Annotated in this window: 23 protein-coding genes; 7 read left to right on the top strand and 16 right to left on the bottom strand. The window is 68.1% G+C overall.

All coding sequences use genetic code 11. The annotated features are described in order from the left end of the window. Positions 1 to 13: 13 nt before the first annotated feature. The 7 genes from RV045_RS04480 to RV045_RS04450 form a co-directional block, all read right to left on the bottom strand. Complete coding sequence (locus RV045_RS04480; RefSeq protein WP_423234569.1) at positions 14 to 946, bottom strand: DUF4394 domain-containing protein; 933 nt, start codon at positions 944 to 946, stop codon at positions 14 to 16. A 186-nt stretch (positions 947 to 1,132) separates the two neighbouring features. Continuing rightward, positions 1,133 to 1,474, bottom strand: a complete 342-nt coding sequence (gene mnhG, locus RV045_RS04475; protein ID WP_423234568.1) for a monovalent cation/H(+) antiporter subunit G — start codon at positions 1,472 to 1,474, stop codon at positions 1,133 to 1,135. A gap of 15 nt (positions 1,475 to 1,489) precedes the next feature. Next, the gene (locus tag RV045_RS04470) at positions 1,490 to 1,777 is read right to left on the bottom strand and encodes a K+/H+ antiporter subunit F (RefSeq protein WP_423234567.1); all 288 of its coding nucleotides are present in this window, start codon (positions 1,775 to 1,777) and stop codon (positions 1,490 to 1,492) included. Further along, complete coding sequence (locus tag RV045_RS04465) at positions 1,774 to 2,286, bottom strand: Na+/H+ antiporter subunit E (RefSeq protein WP_423234566.1); 513 nt, start codon at positions 2,284 to 2,286, stop codon at positions 1,774 to 1,776. The genes RV045_RS04470 and RV045_RS04465 overlap by 4 nt, the downstream gene beginning before the upstream one ends. Further along, entirely contained in the window at positions 2,283 to 3,881 is a 1,599-nt protein-coding gene (locus RV045_RS04460; protein ID WP_423234565.1) for a monovalent cation/H+ antiporter subunit D, read from the bottom strand. The genes RV045_RS04465 and RV045_RS04460 overlap by 4 nt, the downstream gene beginning before the upstream one ends. Continuing rightward, positions 3,878 to 4,255, bottom strand: a complete 378-nt coding sequence (locus tag RV045_RS04455; RefSeq protein WP_423234642.1) for a Na+/H+ antiporter subunit C — start codon at positions 4,253 to 4,255, stop codon at positions 3,878 to 3,880. The genes RV045_RS04460 and RV045_RS04455 overlap by 4 nt, the downstream gene beginning before the upstream one ends. A 5-nt stretch (positions 4,256 to 4,260) precedes the next feature. Further along, positions 4,261 to 7,122 (bottom strand): monovalent cation/H+ antiporter subunit A, encoded by a 2,862-nt coding sequence (locus RV045_RS04450; protein WP_423234564.1) that lies wholly within the window; start codon positions 7,120 to 7,122, stop codon positions 4,261 to 4,263. A gap of 145 nt (positions 7,123 to 7,267) precedes the next feature. Between RV045_RS04450 and mltB the strand changes: the two genes are divergently transcribed. From mltB to RV045_RS04435, 3 genes are all read left to right on the top strand, one after another. Continuing rightward, positions 7,268 to 8,596 (top strand): lytic murein transglycosylase B, encoded by a 1,329-nt coding sequence (gene mltB, locus RV045_RS04445; protein ID WP_423234563.1) that lies wholly within the window; start codon positions 7,268 to 7,270, stop codon positions 8,594 to 8,596. A gap of 132 nt (positions 8,597 to 8,728) precedes the next feature. Beyond that, positions 8,729 to 10,657 carry a propionate--CoA ligase gene (locus RV045_RS04440; RefSeq protein WP_423234562.1) on the top strand — a complete coding sequence of 643 codons (1,929 nt, stop codon included), beginning with the start codon at positions 8,729 to 8,731 and terminating at the stop codon, positions 10,655 to 10,657. Positions 10,658 to 10,750: 93 nt separating this feature from the next. Further along, on the top strand, positions 10,751 to 11,923 hold the full coding sequence (locus RV045_RS04435) for a GGDEF domain-containing protein (RefSeq protein ID WP_423234561.1): 1,173 nt from the start codon (positions 10,751 to 10,753) through the stop codon (positions 11,921 to 11,923). Between the two features lie 21 nt (positions 11,924 to 11,944). Here RV045_RS04435 and RV045_RS04430 read toward each other — a convergent pair whose 3' ends face one another. The 3 genes from RV045_RS04430 to lptM are packed head-to-tail and all read right to left on the bottom strand — an operon-like array spanning position 11,945 to position 14,435. Then, entirely contained in the window at positions 11,945 to 12,919 is a 975-nt protein-coding gene (locus RV045_RS04430; protein ID WP_423234560.1) for an alpha/beta hydrolase, read from the bottom strand. Positions 12,920 to 12,927: 8 nt separating this feature from the next. Beyond that, on the bottom strand, positions 12,928 to 14,223 hold the full coding sequence (gene lysA, locus RV045_RS04425) for a diaminopimelate decarboxylase (protein WP_423234641.1): 1,296 nt from the start codon (positions 14,221 to 14,223) through the stop codon (positions 12,928 to 12,930). A 5-nt stretch (positions 14,224 to 14,228) separates the two neighbouring features. After that, on the bottom strand, positions 14,229 to 14,435 hold the full coding sequence (lptM, locus tag RV045_RS04420; protein WP_423234559.1) for an LPS translocon maturation chaperone LptM: 207 nt from the start codon (positions 14,433 to 14,435) through the stop codon (positions 14,229 to 14,231). A 39-nt stretch (positions 14,436 to 14,474) separates the two neighbouring features. Here lptM and cyaY point away from each other — a divergent pair, with 39 nt between their 5' ends. Beyond that, positions 14,475 to 14,864: an iron donor protein CyaY gene (cyaY, locus tag RV045_RS04415; RefSeq protein WP_423234558.1), complete on the top strand. Its 390-nt coding sequence runs from the start codon at positions 14,475 to 14,477 to the stop codon at positions 14,862 to 14,864. Positions 14,865 to 14,874: 10 nt separating this feature from the next. Here cyaY and RV045_RS04410 read toward each other — a convergent pair whose 3' ends face one another. The 4 genes from RV045_RS04410 to RV045_RS04395 all read right to left on the bottom strand — a co-directional run bounded on the left by RV045_RS04410 (position 14,875) and on the right by RV045_RS04395 (position 17,383). Next, a complete protein-coding gene (locus tag RV045_RS04410) occupies positions 14,875 to 15,933 on the bottom strand; it encodes an NAD(P)H-dependent glycerol-3-phosphate dehydrogenase (RefSeq protein ID WP_423234640.1) in 1,059 nt (352 codons plus the stop codon). Between the two features lie 83 nt (positions 15,934 to 16,016). Continuing rightward, complete coding sequence (secB, locus tag RV045_RS04405) at positions 16,017 to 16,472, bottom strand: protein-export chaperone SecB (RefSeq protein WP_423234557.1); 456 nt, start codon at positions 16,470 to 16,472, stop codon at positions 16,017 to 16,019. A 58-nt stretch (positions 16,473 to 16,530) separates the two neighbouring features. Continuing rightward, positions 16,531 to 16,788 (bottom strand): glutaredoxin 3, encoded by a 258-nt coding sequence (grxC, locus tag RV045_RS04400; protein ID WP_423234556.1) that lies wholly within the window; start codon positions 16,786 to 16,788, stop codon positions 16,531 to 16,533. A 142-nt stretch (positions 16,789 to 16,930) separates the two neighbouring features. Further along, positions 16,931 to 17,383, bottom strand: a complete 453-nt coding sequence (locus RV045_RS04395; protein ID WP_423234555.1) for a rhodanese-like domain-containing protein — start codon at positions 17,381 to 17,383, stop codon at positions 16,931 to 16,933. A 128-nt stretch (positions 17,384 to 17,511) separates the two neighbouring features. On the opposite strand from RV045_RS04395, the gene gpmA reads away from it, so the two are divergent. From gpmA to RV045_RS04380, 3 genes are read left to right on the top strand one after another with little or no spacing between them, the layout of a single operon-like run. Then, the gene (gene gpmA, locus RV045_RS04390; protein WP_423234554.1) at positions 17,512 to 18,213 is read left to right on the top strand and encodes a 2,3-diphosphoglycerate-dependent phosphoglycerate mutase; all 702 of its coding nucleotides are present in this window, start codon (positions 17,512 to 17,514) and stop codon (positions 18,211 to 18,213) included. Further along, positions 18,210 to 18,605, top strand: coding sequence for a gamma-butyrobetaine hydroxylase family protein (locus RV045_RS04385; RefSeq protein ID WP_423234553.1), 396 nt, complete (start codon positions 18,210 to 18,212; stop codon positions 18,603 to 18,605). Before gpmA ends, RV045_RS04385 begins: the two co-directional genes overlap by 4 nt. Next, a complete protein-coding gene (locus tag RV045_RS04380; RefSeq protein ID WP_423234552.1) occupies positions 18,602 to 19,300 on the top strand; it encodes a histidine phosphatase family protein in 699 nt (232 codons plus the stop codon). The genes RV045_RS04385 and RV045_RS04380 overlap by 4 nt, the downstream gene beginning before the upstream one ends. A 31-nt stretch (positions 19,301 to 19,331) precedes the next feature. On the opposite strand, the gene RV045_RS04375 is transcribed toward RV045_RS04380, so the two are convergent. After that, complete coding sequence (locus tag RV045_RS04375; RefSeq protein WP_423234551.1) at positions 19,332 to 19,625, bottom strand: hypothetical protein; 294 nt, start codon at positions 19,623 to 19,625, stop codon at positions 19,332 to 19,334. A 23-nt stretch (positions 19,626 to 19,648) separates the two neighbouring features. Next, positions 19,649 to 21,148: a hypothetical protein gene (locus tag RV045_RS04370; protein WP_423234550.1), complete on the bottom strand. Its 1,500-nt coding sequence runs from the start codon at positions 21,146 to 21,148 to the stop codon at positions 19,649 to 19,651. Positions 21,149 to 21,161 lie beyond the last annotated feature (13 nt).

The following is a 21,161-nucleotide window of genomic DNA, read 5'->3' as shown; positions in this document are numbered from 1 at the left end:
TCTGGCAGGGAGATTAATCTTTCAGGGTCAGGCCGACGAGAGCGGTTTTGCCGTCGCCAAAGGCGCCGACTTTGCCCAGCGGCATGGATTTGGCGTCGACGTTGACGGTGTACAGCGCCACTTCGCCCGACGGGTTGGCCAGCACGGCGAAGCCCTGGCCGGTTTTGCCGCTGATGTCGAAGCCGTTCCACTCGGTGGCTTTCCAGCCCATGGCCACACCGGCCTCCAGCTTGCCGCCGTTGGGGTCGCTCTGGTTGTGCAGCAGGCCCTTGACGGCGTCGATGTCGTACATCTTCGTGCCCTTGCCGTTGGCGTTGCCCTTGGCGTCCTTCACCGAGTTGGTGTAGGCCACGCTGCTGATTCTGGCGCCCAGGCTGTCCGGGTTGATGCGGCCGTCGACGATGGTCGCGCCGGTATCGACGTTGATGCGCAGGTTCTGGCCGGTGTTGCCCACCACGCGCAGGCGGTCGGCGACGGGGTTGAAATCGACGCCAAAGGCGCTGCCTTCCAGAGCCAGCGGCTTCATCATGCCGGGCTCGCCAGTCATCAGGGTGCTGACGCGGTCGGCTTTGCCGCTGGCGGCGTTCAGGGTGAAGATCGTGCCCTTGCTGCCCACAGCGTAGATCAAGCCGTTTTCGGGGCGCTGGTCGATGCCGACGACGGTTTCACCGGCCTGCGCGCCGTTCAGCGTGATCGGTGCACGGGTCACGATGACCGAGGGATTCTGGCGGTTGACGCTGATGACCTCGCCCTGCGCCGTCACGGCCACGGTGTCGCCGGTGCTGCCGTTCATCATCGTGCTGGCCATCTGACCGGCCATCTGGCCCATCTGGCTGGCAGCGGCCTTCATGTCGCCGCTGGCGCAGGCGCCCAGCGTCAGGGTGGACAGCACGGCGGCAGCCACGAGCAGGGGACGGCGGGCGGACGTGTTGAGGGTCTTGTTCATGCGGAGCTCCTGTCAGAAGTGTGGGTCTTGGAGCCGCAGCGGCTGGCTGTCCAGCGCGCCCGGCTGCTTCTGATACGGGCCGGATTCGGCGCTGGATGCAATCCCGCACATTTTTTGGGGCCTTGCCACAGAAAATCGCAGGCCCTGATGACGACCTGCCGCAGGAGAAGGCTCCTGCGCCGCGCTTCAGCGCTCGCGCAGGCCGCGCAGCAGCTCGTCCGGCGGCGGCGGGCTGGTCGGCACATCCTGGTGCAGCGCCGCCTGGGCCAGCACACTGGAGACCAGCGGCGCACCCAGAAAAACCAGCAGCGTGATGATGACTTCCGCCAGACCCAGCCGCCCCTGAAGCCACGCCAGCAGCAGCGCGGCCAGCAGCAGGCCGCCCAGGCCCAGCGTGGCCGTGAGCGTGGGCGCGTGCAGGCGCATGTAAAGCGTGGGCAGACGCACCAGCCCGATGGCGCCCAGCACCAGAAAGACGCTGGCCACCAGGATCAGCGCCGCCATCAGGATCTGGATCAGTTCAGCCATGGCTGCGCTCCTTCGTCATTCGATCACCTCGCCGCGCGTGATGTAGCGCGCCACGGCCACGGTCGAGGCAAAACCCAGCAGCGCGATCAGCACGGCGGCCTCGAAGAGCAGCGGCGTGCTGTCCACCATGCCCAGCCAGACGACCAGCGCGACGGTGTAGAGGTAGAGCGTATCCAGCGCCAGCAGGCGGTCGATCAGCGTCGGGCCGCGCCACAGGCGCCAGCCGCACAGCAGCAGCGACAGCACCAGCGCGGCGCCGCAGACCTGCAGCGCCAGCGACAGCAGGGGGTGCATGAGCATCATGTCGGCATCTCCGGCAGACCAAACAGGCGCAGCAGCGGGCGCTCGTAGCGCGTGCGGATGTCGTCGGCCACGCCCTGCGCGTCGGGCGCGTGCACGGCATGGACCCACAGGCAGCGGCGGCGCGGATCGATGTCCACCGACATCGTGCCCGGTGTGGTGGTGACGATGCTGGCCAGCAGCGCATTGGCCAGCACATGCTCGCTGGCCAGCGGTACGCAGACCCAGGCCGGCTGCAGCGTGTCGGTGCGGCCCAGCACCTGGCGGCCCAGAATCAGCGCCGATTTGACGATGTCAAACAGCACCACGCCGACCAGGCCTGGCAGCCAGCGCCAGTGGATGTGCCCCACCGGCAGCAGAAACGGATGCAGCCAGCGGGGCAGCACAAAGGCCAGCAGCAGCGCCCACAGCAGGTGGCCGGGCGCCAGCGTCTGGTTGAGCAGCAGCCAGCTTGCGGCCAGGATCAGGCTCCACAGCGGGTGCGGCCACAGGGGGCGACGCAGGGGCTTCATGGGCGCTCTCCGGTGTAAGGCCGCTGGTAGAGGGCGCCGTCCAGGCTTTCGGGCAGCACGGCGCGCTGGTAGGCCGCGCGGTCCATCAGCTGCGCCGCCGTGGCGTCGGTGTAGTGCTTGACCGGCGCAGCCAGCACCGCCATCACGGCGCCCAGCAGCAGATAGATCACGGTTGCGCCCAGCATCATGGGGCTGCGCCCGGCGGACACGGCGGCGCCGGGGTGATCGTCCTCCACGTGCCAGAACACGATGACGCCCGCGCGCGTCAGCCCGATCAGCGTCAGAAAGCCCACGCCCAACACCACCGTCCAGACCAGCGCCTGCGCAGGCAGCCCGCTGCTGGCCTGCAGCACCATGACCTTGCCCAGAAAGCCCGGCAGCGGTGGCAGCCCGGCCAGCGAGGCCGATCCCAGCAGCAGCAAAAGGCCCAGCAGCACGGGCTCGCGCACCGCGTGCGCCGGGGCCAGGCGGTCGCCCGCCGTGCCGCGCTGCGCCGCGATCAGCTCGACCAGCAGAAACAGCGCCGCCACCACCAGCGTGCTGTGCAGCAGGTAGTAGAGCGCTGCCGACAGCGCCTGCGGCGTGAACAGCCCCACGCCGATCAGGATGGTGCCCACAGAAACCACCGCCAGCGTCGCCACCAGCCGCCCCATGCTGTGCGCGGCCAGCGCCGACAGCACGCCCACCACGGAGGTCAGCAGCGCCAGCGGCAGCAGCCAGGGCGCCGCTGCTCCGGCCAGTCCGCCCGCGCCCGCGCCAAACACCACCCAGTGCACACGGATGATGCTGTACACGCCGACCTTGGTCATGATGGCAAAGAGCGCCGCCACCGGCGCACTGGCCGCGGCGTAGGTGGGCGGCAGCCAGAAGTTCAGCGGCAGCAGCGCCGCCTTGATGCCAAACACCAGCAGCAGCAGCAGGGCCACCACGCGCAGCACCGCCACCTGATCGGCCGGCGCCACCGCCACGCGCGCAGCCACATCAGCCATGTTCAGCGTGCCCGTGGTGCCGTAGATCAGCGCCAGCGCGATCAGGAAGAGGCTGGACGCCACCAGGTTGATGACCACGTAATGCACGCCCTGGCGCGTGCGCGCCCGGCCCAGCCCGTGGGTCAGCAGCACATAGGAGGCGATCAGCAGAATCTCGAAGAAAACGAACAGGTTGAACAGATCGCCGGTCACGAACGCGCCCGCCAGACCCATCAGCTGGAACTGGAAGAGCGCATGAAACTGCCGCCCGCGCGCATCCCAGCCGCTGCAGGCGTACATCAGCGCGGGCAGCGCCACCGTGCTGGTCAGCACCAGCATCAGCGCCGAGAGGCGGTCGATGACCAGCACGATGCCAAAAGGCGGCGCCCAGCCGCCGACGCGGTAGACCAGAAGGGTGCCGTCGGACACCGTCAGCAGCAGGCCGATCGCCACCAGACCGCCCAGCGCGACCGAGCCCAGCGCCAGGCGGCGGCGCAGCCGCATGCCGGGCTCGCCATGGCCGGTGGGCACTGTGCCCAAAAAGAGCAGCAGCACCGCCGTCGCCATGGGCAGCAGCACCGGCAGGACGGGCGCCTGCGCCAGCCAAAGGGCGTGCAGCGCGTTCAAGATCGGCCTCCTGCATCCGGGCCGGTCGAGGGGCTTGCGTCAGCGCCCTGTTCCCCGTGGCCGTCCACGTGATCGCTGCCGTTCTCGTGATAGCTGCGCAGCGCCAGTTCCAGCAGGAAGCCGCTGGTGGCAAAGCCGATGACGATGGCCGTCAGCACCAGCGCCTGCGGCAGCGGATCGGCCACCAGCGGGCTGGACCCGGCCAGCACCGGCGGCTGCGCCAGCCACAGACGGCCCATGACGAAGATGAAAATGTTCACCGCGTAACCCAGCAGCGCCAGGCCCAGCACCACCGAAAAAACGCGGCCGCGCAGCAGCAGGTAAACGCCCGCCGCCGTGACGCCCCCCAGGCCCGTGGCCAGCAGGAATTCCAGACTATTCATGCTCCGCCCTTCCGCGCCGCAGGGGCTGGCTGGCTGGGCCGCCCGGCCGCGCCCAGCGTGCTGACCATCAGCAGCGTCGCGCCCACCACCGTCAGGTAGACGCCCAGATCAAACAGCGCCGCCGTGGCCAGCGGCAGCTCGCCCAGCACCGGCAGTATCGGGTGGCCAAACGCACTGGTCAGGAAGGGATGGCCCAGCAGCATCGCGCCCAGGCCCGTCATCCCCGCAATCGCCAGGCCCCAGGCCAGCAGACGCACCAGGCGCTCGCCGCCCGCCGCGCGCAGCAGCGCATCGACCTGCGTCTGGCCCAGCACCATGTACTGCAGCAGCAGCGCCAGGCTGGTGATCAGGCCAGCGATAAAGCCACCGCCCGGCAGGTTGTGGCCGCGCAGGAAGATGTACAGCGTGTAGGCCAGCGCCAGCGGCAGCACCACCGCCGCCGCCGTGCGCAGCAGCGGCGAGGTACCGCCCGCGCTCCAGCGCCGTCCGCTCGTGTCCTGCGCGGCGCGGCGGCTGTAAAAGCCCTCCAGCACCGCCCAGGCGCCCAGAGCGGCAACGGCCAGCACGTTGATCTCGCCAAACGTGTCGTAGCCCCGGAAGTCGACCAGGATCACGTTGACGACGTTGGTGCCCCCGCCCAGCGGCTGCGCCGCCTGCAGAAAATACCACGAGATCGATTCGTGATCGCGCGTCATGATGAACCAGGCCAGCAGGCCCACGCCCAGGCCGCACAGCACGGCGATCAGGCCATCGCGCCAGCGTCTGGCGGGCGAGGATTCCAGCGGCGCGTGCTGCGGCAGGAAGGCCAGCGCCATCAGCATCAGGACCGTCGAAGCCACCTCCACCGAAATCTGCGTCAGCGCCAGATCGGGCGCCGACAGCGCCAGAAACGCCAGCGAGGTCGCCAGACCGACCACGCCCACCCAGACCACGGCGGCCAGACGGTCGCGGTGCTGGTGGACCAGCGCCCAGCTGGCGCCCAGCGCCAGCAGCCACACGGCCCAGGCCATCAGCGGCGCGGGCAGCAGCGGGCGTCCGCCGGTCCACGGCACCTGGCCGGTGATGTCCCACAGCGCCCCGACCAGCACCAGCGCCGTCGCGCCCAGAATCCAGGCCAGATGGCGCTGCAGCGAACCCGGGTCCAGCGCCAGGCTGAACTGGCCCGCGCCCGACCACAGGGTGGCCATGCTGCGCTCGAACATCGCACGGCCCGTCCAACGGCCGAACAGCGCCTCGGATTCCAGCCGGTGCAGCACCCGCCCGCGCATCAGCCGCGCGTACACCCACACGCCGCCGCCCAGCGCCAGCGCGCTCATGGCCAGCGGCAGGTTGAGGCCGTGCCACAGGCTGAGGTGCAGCTCGGGCAGCCGCGCCGCCGCACCCACGGCCGGGCCGCCCAGCACGGACAGTGCCGCCGCGTAAACCATGGGCCCCGCCAGCAGCGCAGGCAGCAGGCCCACCGCCAGACAGATCACCGCCAGCAGCAGCACGGGGCCGCGCATCGCCCAAGGCGGATCGTGCGGATGCGCCACGGGCAGATCGCGCGCCGGGCCGTTCCAGAAGGTGTCGTGCACCAGGCGCAGCGAATAGGCCACGCTGCCCGCGCCCGCCAGCGTGACGACCAGCGGCAGGATCAGCGACAGCAGGCCCTGCGGCACGGCCACTACCTCGGTGAAAAACATCTCTTTGGACAGGAATCCATTGGTCAGAGGCACCCCGGCCATGGCCGCCCCGGCGATCAGCGCCAGCGTCGCGGTCCAGGGCATGAGCGCGGCCAAGCCCCCCAGACGGCGCAGATCGCGCGTGCCGGTTTCGTGATCGACGATGCCCGCCGTCATGAACAGCGCCGCCTTGAAGCTGGCGTGGTTGATCACATGGAACACCGCCGCCGCCAGCGCCAGCGGCGATCCCAGCCCGATCAGCGCCACCACCAGGCCCAGGTGGCTGACCGTGGAATAAGCCAGCAGCCCCTTGAGATCGTGCTTGAACAGCGCCACCCAGGCCGCAAACAGGCAGGTCACCAGCCCGGCCAGCAGGCAGGCGCCCTCAAACCAGCCGCTGCCCGCCAGCACGGGGTTGAGCCGCATCAGCAGGAAAATCCCGGCCTTGACCATGGTCGCCGAGTGCAGATAAGCCGACACCGGCGTCGGCGCCGCCATGGCGTCGGGCAGCCAGAAGTGGAAGGGAAACTGCGCGCTCTTGGTGAAACAGCCCAGCAGGATCAGCGCCAGCGCCCAGCCAAAGCCGGGCTGGGCCTGGATCTCGGCCGCGCGGCCCAGCATGGCGCTGATGTCGTAAGTGCCCGCGATCTGGCCCAGAAGCACCATGCCGCCCAGCAGCGCCAGGCCACCGCCTCCCGTCACGGCCAGCGCCTGGCGGGCGCCTGCGCGGGCGTCGGGCCGGTGGCTCCAGTAGCCCACGAGCAGGAAGGACGAGATGCTGGTCAGCTCCCAGAACACCGCCAGCAGCAGCACGTTGTCCGACAGCACCACGCCCAGCATGGCGGCCATGAACAGCATCATCGTGCTGAAGAATTTGCCGGCCGGGTCGTCGCGCCCCAGGTAGCCGTGCGCGTAAATGACGATCAGCACGCCAATGCCGCTGATCAGCAGCGCAAACAGCAGCGACAGCGCGTCCAGGCGCAGCGACAGCGACAGGCCCAGATCCGGCACCCAGGGCAGGCTGTACAGCACCTGCCCGCCCGCCAGAACCTGGGGCGCTGCACTCAGCAGCAGCGCCAGCACCAGCGCGGCGATGCCGCCTGCCGACACCGCCGCCGCCAGACGCGAGCGCGCACCCAGCCACAGCGGCATCACGGTGCCAGCCAGCAGGGGAAGGACGATGATCCAGATCAGCATGTTGCAGGCAGCTCGGTGTCATTTCAGGTCAATAGCGGCAATCTTAACCAGTCTTGAGGCCGGTTGACGTCCAAATGGCACACTGGCACGGGGCCAGTTGCAGGGGGTGACTATGATGAGAGCCTGTTCCGACCTGCCCCGAACCATGCGATCCACTGCGCCCGACTCCCCTCTGCCTTCGACATCGACCGGGCGCCTGCGCCCCCCGAACAGCGCCCGACCGGCCTGGGCGGCGGTTGCCGCCCTGTCGCTCAGCCTGATGATGCTGCAGGGTTGCGCGCAGGCGCAGAACCCGGAACAGACAGTGGTGCAGGCCGCGGCGGGGCTTGCTCCTGCAGGCAGCAGCCCACGGCCACTGGGCAGTATTCTGGGCGAGGCCCCAGCGCCCGCCGTCAGCATCCGGCCCGCCCCGACCAGAGAGACCCCGGCACAGAGCCGTGCACCCTCTGGCGCGCACCTCAGCGCCAGCAGCCAGGCCAACCCCTTGCCCGACCGTGCCCTGCCCGAGCGCGGCAGCCAGCCCACCGGCCACTACGGCAGCCGTCAGGACGTTCTGGACTGGCTGCAGGACGCCATCGCCAGCAACCCGGGCCTGGCGCCGCAGCGCGACGCGATCCTGGCCGCGCTGGACGAGGCCAATTACTCGGCCACCGCCGCGCGGCTGATGATTCCGGCGCCCAAAGGCAGCCGCCAGCGCGACTGGCAGGCTTACCAGCGGCGCATCGTCGATCCGGTGCGCATCCGCAGCGGTCAGCGCTTCATGGCCGAGAACGCGCAGTGGCTGCGCCGGGCACAGCAGCAGTACGGGGTCGAGCCAGCCATCGTCGCCAGCATCATCGGGGTGGAGACGCTGTACGGCCGCATCACCGGCAATTTCCGCGTGCTGGATGCGCTGACCACGCTGGCCTTTGATTTCCCGGATGGCCGCAGCGACCGCCGCCCCTTCTTCCGCAACGAGCTGGTCGCCTTCTTCGTCTGGACACTGCGCGAGAACACCCCGCCCGACAGCGTGCTGGGCTCTTACGCGGGCGCGATTGGCCTGGGCCAGTTCATGCCCAGCAGCATCCTGCGCGACGCGGTCGATTTTGACGGCGACGGCCACATCGACCTGCGCGGCAGCGTCGCCGACGCCATCGGCAGCGTGGCGCATTACTTCAAGAACCGCGGCTGGACCCCGGGCGAGCCGCCCACCTTCGACGTGACCCCGCCCGACGACCCGCAGGCCCTGGCGACCCTGCTGGCGCCGGACATCGTGCCCACCTTCAGCGCCGCCGACCTGCAGCGCCTGGGCGCCACACTGGAGCCCGCCGCGCAGGCCTGGCCGGGCAAACTGGCGCTGGTCGAACTGCCCAACGCCGACCGCCCCTCCAGCTATGTCGCAGGCACGCCCAATTTCTACGCCATCACGCGCTACAACAACTCCAGCTTTTACGCGCAGTCGGTGGTCGATCTGGCGCATGAGCTGGGCTTGTGAGGATACTCCCCAAGTGCAGAGCATCTCAGATGCCTGAGGGCGCCGCCTGACCTGCAAGGCTCCTGCAAGCGTCACGGCCAACACTGGGCGCCGGGCCGCTTATGGCCTGCATCCGATCAGCCAGGGCCCGCCATGACCAGCACAGTGAATCACGACAGCATCGTCTGTCACGCCCGCTCCATCAACGACCGGGACGCCTTCTGGGCCGAACAGGCCCGGCTGGTGGACTGGGAGACGCCGCCGCAGACCGTCTGCGACGACAGCCGTCTGCCGTTTGCGCACTGGTTCAAGGGCGGCACGACCAATCTGTGCCACAACGCGGTGGACCGCCATGTGGCGGCGCGTGGCGATCAGGATGCGCTGGTGTGGATTTCCACCGAAGTGAACGAGACCCGCCGCTACAGCTACGCACAGCTTCAGCAGGAGGTGATGACCACCGCCGCCATGCTGCGGAGCATGGGCGTTCAGCGCGGCGACCGCGTGCTGATCTACATGCCCATGGTGCCTGAAGCCGCTTTTGCCATGCTGGCCTGCGCGCGCATCGGGGCGATCCATTCGGTGGTGTTTGGCGGTTTTGCCGCGCAGGCGCTGGCCACGCGCATCGAGGACGCTGAACCGCGCGTCATCGTCAGCTGCGACGCCGGGATGCGCGGCGGGCGCAGCATCCCCTACCGCCCGCTGCTGGCGCAGGCGCTGTCGCTGTCGCGCCACGTGCCCGAAGCGGTGCTGGATCTGGACCGCGGCCTGGCCAGTGATGCCGACACCGGTCTGACCGGCTGGCCCGCCTCCTCGCCGCGCCACGATTTCGCCGCGTTGCGCGCGCAGCACCTGCAGGCGCAGGTTCCCGTCACCTGGCTGGAATCGGGCGAGCCCAGCTACATCCTTTACACCAGCGGCACGACCGGCAAGCCCAAGGGCGTGCAGCGCGACACCGGCGGCTACGCCGTGGCCCTGGCCAGCTCGATGCGCCTGGTCTACAACACCCAGCCCGGCGAGCGGATGTTCACCACGTCGGACATCGGCTGGGTGGTCGGGCACAGTTACATCATCTACGGACCGCTGATCAACGGCATGACCACCGTCATGTACGAGGGCACGCCGCTGCAGCCTGATCCGGGCATCTGGTGGCGCATCTGCGAGCAGGAACGCATCAGCACGATGTTCAGCGCGCCCACCGCCATCCGCGTGCTGCGTAAAACGGGCACCGATCCGATCAAGGCCTGCGATCTGTCGCGGCTGCGCCAGGTCTTCTGCGCGGGCGAACCCATGGACGAGACCTCGCACGACTGGCTGCAGCAGGCGCTGGGCATTCCCGTCATCGACCACTACTGGCAGACCGAAACCGGCTGGCCCATGCTCTCGCTGCTGACCGGGGTTGAGCCGCCCAAGGTGCAGCTGGGTTCGCCCGGCCTGCCCGTCTACGGCTTTGACGTGCGCCTGTTCCGCGACGACGGCACCGAGGCCGGTCCGGGCGAAAAAGCCATTGTCGGCGTGGTGCCGCCGCTGCCGCCGGGCTGCCTGAGCACGCTGTGGCGCGACGACAAACGCTTTGTGGACACCTATTTCTCGCTGTTCAGCGACCGGCTGGTGTACTCGAGCTTCGACTGGGGCATCCGCGACGCGGACGGCTACTACCGCATCCTGGGCCGCACCGACGACGTCATCAACGTCGCCGGGCACCGCCTGGGCACGCGCGAAATCGAGGAATGCCTGCTCTCGCACCCCGACGTCGCTGAAGTCGCCGTGGTCGGCCTGACCGACGCGCTCAAGGGCCAGGTGCCCGTGGCCACCGTGGTGCCCAAAGGGCATGTGCTCCAGGGCTCGCCCGAGGAGCGCGCCGCGCTTCAGTCGCGGCTGCAGCAGCATGTGCGCGAGCGCCTGGGCAGCATCGCCCACATCCAGAACGTCTACGTGCTGGGCGGGCTGCCCAAGACGCGCTCCGGCAAGGTGCTGCGCCGGGCCATCGGCGCGGTGCTCGAAGGCCGGCCCACCGGCGATCTGACCACGCTGGAAGACGCCACGCCGCTGACGCAGCTGCAGGAGCAGATGCTCCCCCGCTGAAGCGCAGGGCGATCTGGAGGGGATTACTGCCGGATTAGCCCGTTTGACCCGGCCCGGATTCGGTTAGAGTCAGGCCTGATCTCTGATTTTGCCATGTCCGCCCTACCTCCCAGTGATCCACTGCCGGTGACCGAAACGCCTGCCGCCGCGGTCCAGGCGGCAGCGCGCTGGTCGGACTGGCTACTGGGGCGCGATCCCCGCCAGCGCGTGCGCGCTTTCCGCAGTCTGCTGGCGCTGCTGGGCTATTGCGTGGGTGCGCTGCTGCTGCAGTTTGGTGTCCACACCGATTCCTATCGTCTCAATCCCCTGCACGCCGATCTCATCGGGCTGTGGTCACTGCTGGGTGGCGGCTGCTTTTTCATAGCGCAGCGCAGCGGCATCACACGGCGGCTGCGGCACGATCCGTCGCTGACGCAGGCGCAGATCCTGTTCGGCTTTTCGGTGATTGCGCTGATGTACGCCATTGCCGGGCCCGGCCGGGGTGCGGTGCTGATCATGCTTCAGCTGATTCTGGTGTTTGGCATTTTCAACCTCAGCGGCCGTCAGGCCTGGGGGCTGAGCCTGGTGTGCATCCTGATCATGGGCTGCACCATGCTGGCCATGGCGCTGGGCCAGCCGCTGCGCTATCCGCCCGATCAGGAGTTCGTGCACTTCGCCATCATGGCCACCGCAGTACCGATGATGGCCGTGCTGACCGGCCAGATCGCCAGCCTGCGTGAGCGCCTCAAACGCCAGCGGCTGGAACTGCGCGCCGCCGCCGCGCACAACCTGCGCCTGGCGCAGCACGACGCGCTGACGCAGCTCTACAACCGCGGCTACATGCAGGAGCTGCTGGCGCGCTACGCCCAGCAGCATCACACGCCGCCGCTGATCATCACGCTGATCGATGTCGATCACTTCAAGACCATCAACGACAGCCATGGCCACAGCGTGGGCGACGCGGTGCTGATCGCGCTGGCGCAGCACATGCAGCAGGCGCTACCCTCGCCGCATGTGGTGTCGCGCTGGGGTGGCGAAGAGTTCCTGGTGCTCAGCCCGCTGTCGCACCGCGACCAGGTGTCCAAATCGCTGGAAGTGCTGCGCGTCGCCCTGAAGCAGCGCCCGCTGCTGACCGGTTATCCCGATCTGGAAGTGACTTTCTCGGCGGGCGTGGCCACGCACCGGGAGGACGAGACCCTGGCACAGACGCTGACCCGGGCCGATCAGGCGCTTTACACCGCCAAGGCCGACGGGCGCGATGTGATGCGCATCGCCAGCCGCTTCTGAGGCAGCGCCCCAAAAACCCGCTCAGGTCGCGTCAAAAGCGCGGCGCAGGGCCGCACCTGCCACATCCAGCGCCACAAGCGCCTGCGGCAGGGCGCGGCCCATCTTGATGAAATCGTGGGTCACGCCCGCCTGAAGGTCCAGCTCGACGGCCACGCCGCTGGCGCGCAGGGTGTCGCCATAGGCCAGACCTTCGTCGATGAGCGGATCGCATTCGGCCAGCAGCAGGCAGGCGGGCGCCACGCCCTCGTGGTCCTCGGCGCGCAGGGGGGCAAAGCGCCAGTCGGTCTGCTCGTCATGACTCAGGTACTGGTCGAAAAACCAGGTGATGGCGTCGGCGTCCAGCAGGAAACCGCTGGCGTAGCGCCGGTGCGAAGCCGTGTCCTGGTGCGCCGTGGTGCCCGGCGTGATGAGCAGCTGCAGCGCCAGCGGCCAGCGCGCGTCGCGGGCCATCAGCGCCAGCACCGCCGCCAGCGTGCCGCCCGCGCTGTCGCCGCCCACGGCCAGACGGGTGCGCGACAGACCAGGGTCGACCTCGCCCGCCACCAGCGCCGCCAATGCCGCGCGGGCATCATCGACGGCGGCCGGGAAGCGGTGCTCGGGCGCCAGGCGGTAATCCAGCGCCAGCACCGCCCAGCCCGAGCGCAGTGCCAGCTGGCGGCACAGGCTGTCGTGGGTTTCGAGCCCGCCCAGCACAAAACCGCCGCCGTGCAGGTAGAGCAATACCGGCGCGGCGCCCGCGCCATCCGCCAGTGCCGTGTCCTGTGGCGGGCGGTACAGCCGTGCCGGGCGCTGCGCCACGGTGAGGTCGGTTGCGCTCACGCGCGGGTCGCGCGGCAGATCCAGCACCTCCGCGCCCCGGTTGTAAAAGGCGCGGGCGGCATCCACGCCCAGCTGGTGCAGCGGCTGCGTCTGGGCGCGGGCCATGGCCTGCAGCACGCGCTGCATGGCGGGCGTGAGGACAGCTGCCGGGTCAGCGGGAACTGGCCTGTGCGCCATCACCGTCTTCACTCCAGCGGCAGCTCGTGCGCCCACAGGTCGGCGAGCTGCTCGCGGCGGCGCACCACACGGTGGCCGTCGCCCTTCACCAGCACCTCGGCGGCACGCGCACGGGTGTTGTAGTTGCTGGCCATGACCATGCCGTAAGCGCCCGCCGACAGCACCGCCAGCGTGTCCCCGGCCTGGACGGCGAGATCGCGCTCGCGGCCCAGCCAGTCGCCGCTTTCGCACACCGGCCCGACCACATCCATGCGCTGGCGCGGCGCACTGGCCGGTGGCGCCACGCATTCGGTGATCTGCATCCAGGCCTCGTAGAGCGCCGGGCGCAGCAAGTCGTTCATGGCGGCATCGACGATGCAGAAGTTTTTGGTCTCGCCCGGTTTGACGTACTGCACCTGCGTCAGCAGCACGCCCGCGTTGCCGACCAGCGAGCGGCCAGGCTCCAGCCACAGCGACTTGCTGCCGTGGCCGCGCGCGTGCAGGCGCTCGATGACCTGGCGCAGCAGCGCATCGGCCGCAGGCGGTGTCTCGTCCGCGTACTGGATGCCCAGGCCCCCGCCAATATCGACGTGGTGGATGGCGATGCCCGCCTGAGCCAGCGCATCCACCAGGTCCAGCAGGCGGTCCAGCGCTTCCAGGAAAGGGTCGCTCTGGGTGATCTGCGAGCCAATATGGCAGTCGATGCCCACCACGCGCAGGCCGGGCAGCTGGCTGGCGCGCTGGTACACGGCCAGGGCGCGGTCGTGCGCGATGCCGAATTTGTTGCTTTTCAACCCGGTCGAAATGTAGGGGTGGGTTTTGGGATCGACGTGCGGGTTGATGCGCAGGCTGACCGGCGCCACATGCCCGCATCCTGCAGCGACCTGGGCGAGAAGTTCAAGTTCAGCCTCGCTCTCGACGTTGAAGCAGGCCACGCCCACCTCCAGCGCGCGCTGCATATCCTGCGCCGTCTTGCCCACGCCGGAAAACACCACGCGGCTGGCGTCGCCACCGGTCACGGTCAGCACGCGCTCCAGCTCGCCGCGCGAAACAATGTCAAACCCCGCGCCCAGCCCAGCCAGCAGACGCAGCACGCCCAGATTGCTGTTGGCCTTGACGGCATAGCACAGCAGATGGGGCTGACCGGCCAGGCCGCGCTGGTAAGCGGCCAGCGCACCCGCGATGCTGGCGCTGGAATAAACGTAAAGCGGCGTGCCGTGCTGGCGCGCCAGCGCGTCCAGATCGCAGCCCTCCAGCATCAGGCGCCCCTGGGCGTCGCGGGCCAGATGCGGAGCGCCCGGCAGGGCGGCGTTGGGGGAAGACATCTCGCTCATGCGCGACTTTCAGGAAGGTGAGAAACAATCAAGGCCTGCGGGCGGAACAGCGGCCCCTTCTGCCCGCAGCCTGCGACCAGCAGCGTCGCACCCGACAGCGCCAGAACGGCGCACAGGCGCAGCACAAAGCGGCTCAAAAACCCGCGGGACCGGGCCGGACGGGCCCCCGCTACACTGCGCACTGGTAATGAAGACAGGATCATGGGGCGGATCTCGGCAGCCCAAAAACGGAAATTGTAACCATGGCCCACAGTGACAGCCCGGCGCAGCGCCTGACCCTGAACGATCTGGACTATCACCAGCGCACGCACGCCATTCTGGCGGCCGTCGAAAAGCATCTGGACCGCTGGCTGGAAGAGGATGTGGTCGACATCGACAGCCAGCGCAACGGCGGCCTGCTGGAGCTGAAACTGCCCGGCGGCAGCGCGATCATCCTCAACACCCAGCCGCCGCTGCAGGAGCTCTGGCTGGCCTGCCGCGCGGGCGGTTACCACTTCGCCTGCATGGCCGACGCGGCCCACCCGCAAGGCCAGTGGCGCGACACCAAAACCGGCGCGCTGTTCACCGAGGTGCTGGCGCAGGCGCTCAGCGATCAGGCCGGGATGGCGCTGACGCTGGATCTGCCGCAGTAAACATCCCCGCTCAGTGCTCGCTGCGCGGGCCGCGCTGCATGAGCTGGCGCACCGCATCCTGCGGCGACAGGCGCCCCTCCAGCACCTCGACCACCGCGCCGGTGATGGGCATGTCCACGCCCAGCTGCCGGGCGCGCTGCGCCACGGCGCGGGCGCAGTACACCCCCTCGGCGACGTGGCCCAGCGTGCGCACGATGTCGTCCAGAGCGCGTCCGCTGGCCAGCTCCAGCCCGACACGGCGGTTGCGCGACAGATCACCCGACGCCGTCAGCGTCAGATCGCCCAGGCCCGACAGGCCCATGAAAGTGGCGGGCTGAGCGCCCAGCGCCACGCCCAGGCGGGTGATTTCGGCCAGGCCCCGCGTGATCAGCGCCGCGCGGGCGTTGTGGCCCAGGTGCAGGCCGTCGCACAGACCGGCGGCAATGGCCATGACGTTCTTGACCGCGCCGCCCACTTCAGCGCCGACGATGTCGTCCCCGGCGTAGACGCGCAGGCTGTCGTGGTGGATGAGCTGGGCGGCCGTCTGCATCCAGGCGGCGTCCTCGCCCGCACAGACCAGCGCGGCGGGCAGGCCCTGGGCCACTTCGCGGGCAAAACTGGGGCCGGTGAGCACGCCAAAGCGCGTCGCGCCACCCGGCCCATCGCCCAGCACCTGCTGCGCCACCTCGTGGCCCAGCAGGCCGCTGCCCGCCTCGAAGCCCTTGCACAGCCACAGACCCCGCGCCCCGGGGCGCTGGCGCTGCAGGGCCGCGAGCTGCGCGCGCAGACCGGCCATGGGCGCGGCCAGAATCCAGCAGGCGTGCTCAGGCAGTGGCCGCCAGACGGCAGCCTCCTGCGTCTCGTCCGCTTCGTGGGTTTTGGAGGCACCGGGCGCGTCCGGCAGGGCGTGCAGGGCCAGGCTGGGCGGAAACGCCAGCCCCGGCAGATAGCGCGGGTTGGCGCGCTGCGCGGTCAGTTCGTCGCAATGGGCCTGGCTGCGCGGACACAGCGTGACGCTGCGCCCGGCGCGGGCCAGCGCCATGGCCATGGCGGTGCCCCAGGCGCCAGCGCCCAGAACCACCAGCGGCAGAGCGCCAGATGAAACCGCCGGAGCACCAGCCGCAGTCATGGAATCAGGCCATCTCTGGCGGGATCAGGAAAAATCAAACCGGATCAGGCGTTTTCAGCCGGGGCTTCCCCCTGGGCCTGGGCCTGGCTTTCGTACATGGCCTGGAAGTTGACTTCGTTCAGCAGCACGGGCGGGAAGCCGGCGCGCACGGTCAGGTCGGAGATGTTGGCGCGCAGGTAGGGGAAAATCATCTGCGGGCAGACCACGCTGACGATGCCATTCATCTGCTCGTCGGGGATGTTGCGCACTTCAAAAATCCCGGCCTGGCGGGCTTCGCACAGGAAGAGCGTCTTGTCGCCGATCTTGGCGGTGACGGTGCCGGTGACGGTCACTTCCACGATGCCTTCGGCCAGCGCAGCAGCGGCAACGGCCAAGGCGATATCGACCTCGGGGGCCTGCTGCTCCAGCAGGATCTGCGGGGAATTGGGCTGCTCCAGCGACGCATCCTTCAGGTACATGCGCTGGATGTTGAACGTGGGGGCGTTGTCTTGCTCGGACATGTCATGGGCTCCAGTGGAAAAATCCCATTCATTATGACAGCGCCCGATCAGCGCTCTTTCATTGGCCCAGCAGGGCGTCCAGACCACCACGTTCGCGCAGCGCGCGCAGGTCGTCAAAGCCGCCCACATGAACTTCGCCGATAAAAATCTGCGGCACGGTGCGACGGCCGGTGCTGGCGATCATGGCATCGCGCTGGGCGGGGTCCAGATCGACGCGGATTTCCTGGATGTCGCTCACGCCCACATCTTTCAGCAGGGCCTTGGCCCGCATGCAATAGGGGCAGACCAGGGTGGTGTACATGCGAACGGCATTCATGGCGGGGTGACTCAGGTGGTTGGACAGAGCGTCGCGGGTCGGGTATCTCCCATTGACGTTATTGACATCTTAAAGTCGATGCAAAAGCCCCATTTGACCCAAGGAGGAAGACTTTGTGCTCTATCAGGCGCCCGGCCGGGGTTCAGCGCGCCGCTTTGCCGGGCCGATTGCCCTTGATCGCCGGGGCCGGTGCGCCCTGCTCCAGCGGCATCGAGGCTTCGGTCCAGGCCTTCAGCCCGCCCGACAGCGTGCTGACCTGCGTGTAGCCCAGCTTGCTGATGCGTCCCACAACGGGCCGCGAGCGCGTTCCCGTCTGGCAGACCAGCAGCACGGGGCGATCCTTGTCCTTGGGCAGCAGGCCGCTGGCTTCCAGGTCGGCAGACGGGTCGAGGCGGCGCGAACCGACGATGTGCCCGGCCAGATAATCTTCCTCGGAGCGCACGTCCAGCACCACGGCCTTCTGGCGGTTGATCAGCAGGACCGCTTCGGACGCGGAAACCCCGCGCGCTGCGCCGCTGAGGGTGGGCCACAGCAGCATGCTGCCCGAGACGGCCGCAGCCACGATCCAGTACCAGTTTTGCAGGATGAAGTCCATGAGTGTCCAGAAAAAGTAGGAAGACAGCCCGCGCCTCGCGGGCGGACAATCCGGCATTATAAAATCGGCTGCAGTCGAACGATCCACCTATCGATCCACCCATCCACGCGGGACGCCCGCCACACACCATGCACCAACTTGTCCTTATCCGCCACGGCGAATCGACCTGGAACCTCGAAAACCGCTTCACTGGCTGGACCGACGTCGAGCTGACCCCCACCGGCGTGGCCCAAGCGCAGGAAGCCGGGCGCCTGCTGCGCGAAGCGGGTTTCGAGTTCGATGTGGCCTACACCTCGGTGCTGCGCCGCGCCATCTGGACGCTGTGGCACTGCCTGGACCGCATGGAGCGCACCTGGCTGCCCGTGGTGCACAGCTGGCGCCTGAACGAGCGCCATTACGGCGCGCTGCAGGGCCTGAACAAGGCCGACATGGCCAAAGAGTTCGGTGACGAGCAGGTGCTGGTCTGGCGCCGCAGCTACGACACGCCGCCGCCCGCGCTCGACGCCAACGATCCGCGCGGCCAGCGCCAGGACGTGCGCTACGCCAGGCTCAAACCCGAGGACATTCCACTGACCGAGTGCCTGAAAGACACCGTTGAGCGTGTCCTGCCACTGTGGAACGACAGCATCGCCCCGGCCATCCGCCTGGGCAAGCGCGTGGTGATCGCGGCGCATGGCAACAGCATCCGCGGCCTGGTCAAGTATCTGGACAACATCAGCGACGCCGACATCGTCGGGCTGAACATCCCCAACGGACAGCCGCTGGTTTACGAGCTGGACGACGATCTCAAACCCATCCGCCACTACTATCTGGGCCAGCAGGGCGCATGAGCGCGCCCACTTTGGCGGTGCTGGCGCTGACGGTGCACCAGCGCTCGCGCGAGCTTGAAGTGCAGTTCCAGCAAGGCGACCAGCCGCCCGAAGCGCCCTACCGCATTCCGTTCGAGCTGCTGCGCGTGCGCTCGCCCTCCGCCGAGGTCCAGGGCCATGGTCCGGGTCAGGAAACCGTTCAGACGGGCAAGGCCGACGTGGGCATCAGCGCCATCCAGCCGGTGGGCAATTACGGCATCAAGCCGCTTTTCACCGACGGGCACGACAGCGGCATCTACACCTGGCCCTATCTCTACGACCTGGCCACGCGCCAAGGCACGCACTGGCAGGCCTACGACGCCCTGCTGGCGCGCGAAGGCCTGCAGCGCGACGGCCGCTCCGCCCAACCATGAAAACCATCTATCTTGTCCGCCACGGGCAGAGCACCGCCAACATCGGCGAAGGGCCTCTGACTGACGACGCGGTCATCCCCCTGACGCCCGAAGGCCAGGCGCAGGCGCGCCAGATCGCCGACTGGCTGTGCCCGGAATGGGTGCAGCCCCACCAGATTCTGGTCTCGCGCTACCTGCGCACGCACCAGACGGCGCAGCCGCTGGCCGATCGGGCAGGCCTGCCGCTGCAGGAGCACCCGCTGCTGCACGAGTTCAGCTACATCTCGCCGACCCGCGTCAAAACCCACCCCGAGCTGTGGGAAGAGGCCCGCCTCTACTGGGATCGTGCCGACGCCTTCGAACGTCACGGCCCGGATGTCGAGACGTTTGCCGAGTTCGCCGCCCGCGTGCGCGCTTTTGGCGAGCAGCTGGCCAGCCTGCCGGATGGCACGGTGGCCTTCACGCACGGCATGTGGCTCAGCCAGCTGCTGTGGCAGCAGCTGGGTTTCCACAGCCTGGATCCGGTGCGCCTGCGTTACTTCCGCGCCTTCCAGATCCATCTGCCCACGCCCAACTGCGCCGTTTACGTGGTGCAGGTGCAGGACGACGGCACCTGGCGCGTGCAGGCGCATGACGAGCTGATCGCCCGCCTGCAGGCCCAGCAGGGGCTGGACGGGCTGGCCACACGCATCGAGCCGGTGCGGCCGGTGGTGTGAGGCCGCAGGCCTAAACCTTCAGCCAGACCCCTCAGCGCTTGACCTGCGCCGCAGGCGTTGCCGGGCCAGCGGCGCCCGGCAGATCCAGCGGGCTGGCTGGCAGATTGCTCTGCTTGACCTGCGGTTCTTCCGGGATTTTGCAATCCTGGTCTTTAAAGGGGCCCGCCTTGATCAGCCAGTCCGGGCTGAAAGGCACCTGGCCGCAGGCCTCGTGGCCCGTGTTCTTGTTGCGCAGCAGGGAAAAGCCGCCGCTGGGCTGGGCCATCACCAGACCACACAGCACACAGCCCAGTCCGGCCACGAGGGTTTTCGACAGAATATTCATGAAAGGCCTCTGTAATCAGAAAATCAGGGGGCGCTGGACGGCGCTGCGGCGGTTTTGGACAGGGTTTTGGCCAGCGCAAAAATGATGTTGCTGCCTTGACTCACGATAGAGTCCCGATAGCTCTCGAAAGTTGCATCGGTGATCAGATCATCGCTGTCACTGCTGAAGCGCGTCATGATCGGGGTGTGAATATGTCCCGCCGGAATATTCAGGCCAAAGGCATCACGCATCAGCGTATTGCGGTAGGCGCTGGCATTGGACAGGTAATTACCGCCGCCGCCTGACAAGGCACAGTTTCTCTCGTAAGGACCGGCAGACCCTTTGCTGCAGGACTGAAGGCTGTAATCATCGTTGAGCTTGACCTTGAAGCCCGTGGTGCGCTTGTTATCCGGGTTGATGATGCCCTCGCCGGTATTGGCATCGATCAGGGCCTGGAAAGGCAGCGTCGATTCCGTGAACTGCGGCGGGGTTTCTTTCACCCAGGGCCGGGTTTCCTGACCATACCAGCGGGCTGGCGGATAGATATCGCAATCCAGCTCGGAGGGGTAACCCCCTGCGGCGCGGCAATCCGGGAAAATATTATCATTGCCCGGTATCGTCGCCAGCTGGTAGCGTCCGTTAAAGTGCTCCAGATCAAAGTCAAAACGGCCTTGGCTGATGCTCACCGAAGCATCCAAACGCTTGGGCCCGGGCTGGAACCAAGGCCCCAGCGTGTCTTCCTGCTGCCCCTGCAGGAAAGGCGGGTAGTTGACCGGCAGAAGATAGGTCTGGATCACAGCCGTGCTGCCATCGTCCAGTGTCAGCGTTTTGCCATTCAACGCCAGAGCAATAGCCCCCGACGGATTGCCAATGCGGATGTTCGGATTGTTATTCACGCCGGGCGTGCCCAGGGTGAACGGATCAAAACCACTGACCAGGATGCGCCTGTAGTTCTGGCCTGCGGGGAAATCAATCGCGAACTGCCCGCGCGACGCACGTTCCAGCTCGTTTTGCAGGGCATCGCGCTGCTCGGTTGTCATGTCGAAATCGGGTTTCCACTGGCGCAGCGCCTGCGTCATGGTCAGCCGCGCCCAGTACAGCATGCGGTCGTCGCCCTGTGGCAGCGTGCCTTCCACCTTGCGGCCCTGAACGCGGTCCAGTGCCGCCGTCCACAGAGCCGTCCCGGCGGTTTTCATGAGGGCCATGGCGGCGTCGTAATTGGCCGCACCCGAGATACCGTCCTTGCACAGCTGCTGGGCAAACTCCGGCCCGAAGCGGTCAAACCCGCTGGCCTGCAAAATGCGCTGCGAAAAGCTCTGCTCATCGGTCTCCAGCAGTTTGTTGACCAGCCGCCCTTCCTCGTACGAATTGGGCACCGCAGTATCGACGGTGCACGACACCGGCGCCTGAGCCACCGGAGCCTGCAGAGTATCCACTGACGATCCGCCGCAGGCGGTCAGCACCGCAGCGCTCAGCGCCAGCAGAGGCACCGCCAGTGGCAGAAGGGATTTTTTCCGGGCGGGCTGGACGCGGGAGAAATTCATGCGGCAATCACTT

Origin of the sequence: Amphibiibacter pelophylacis, assembly GCF_037688875.1 — a bacterium.
GTDB lineage: Bacteria > Pseudomonadota > Gammaproteobacteria > Burkholderiales > Burkholderiaceae_C > Amphibiibacter > Amphibiibacter pelophylacis.
This window is presented reverse-complemented; position numbering and strand designations above follow the sequence as displayed.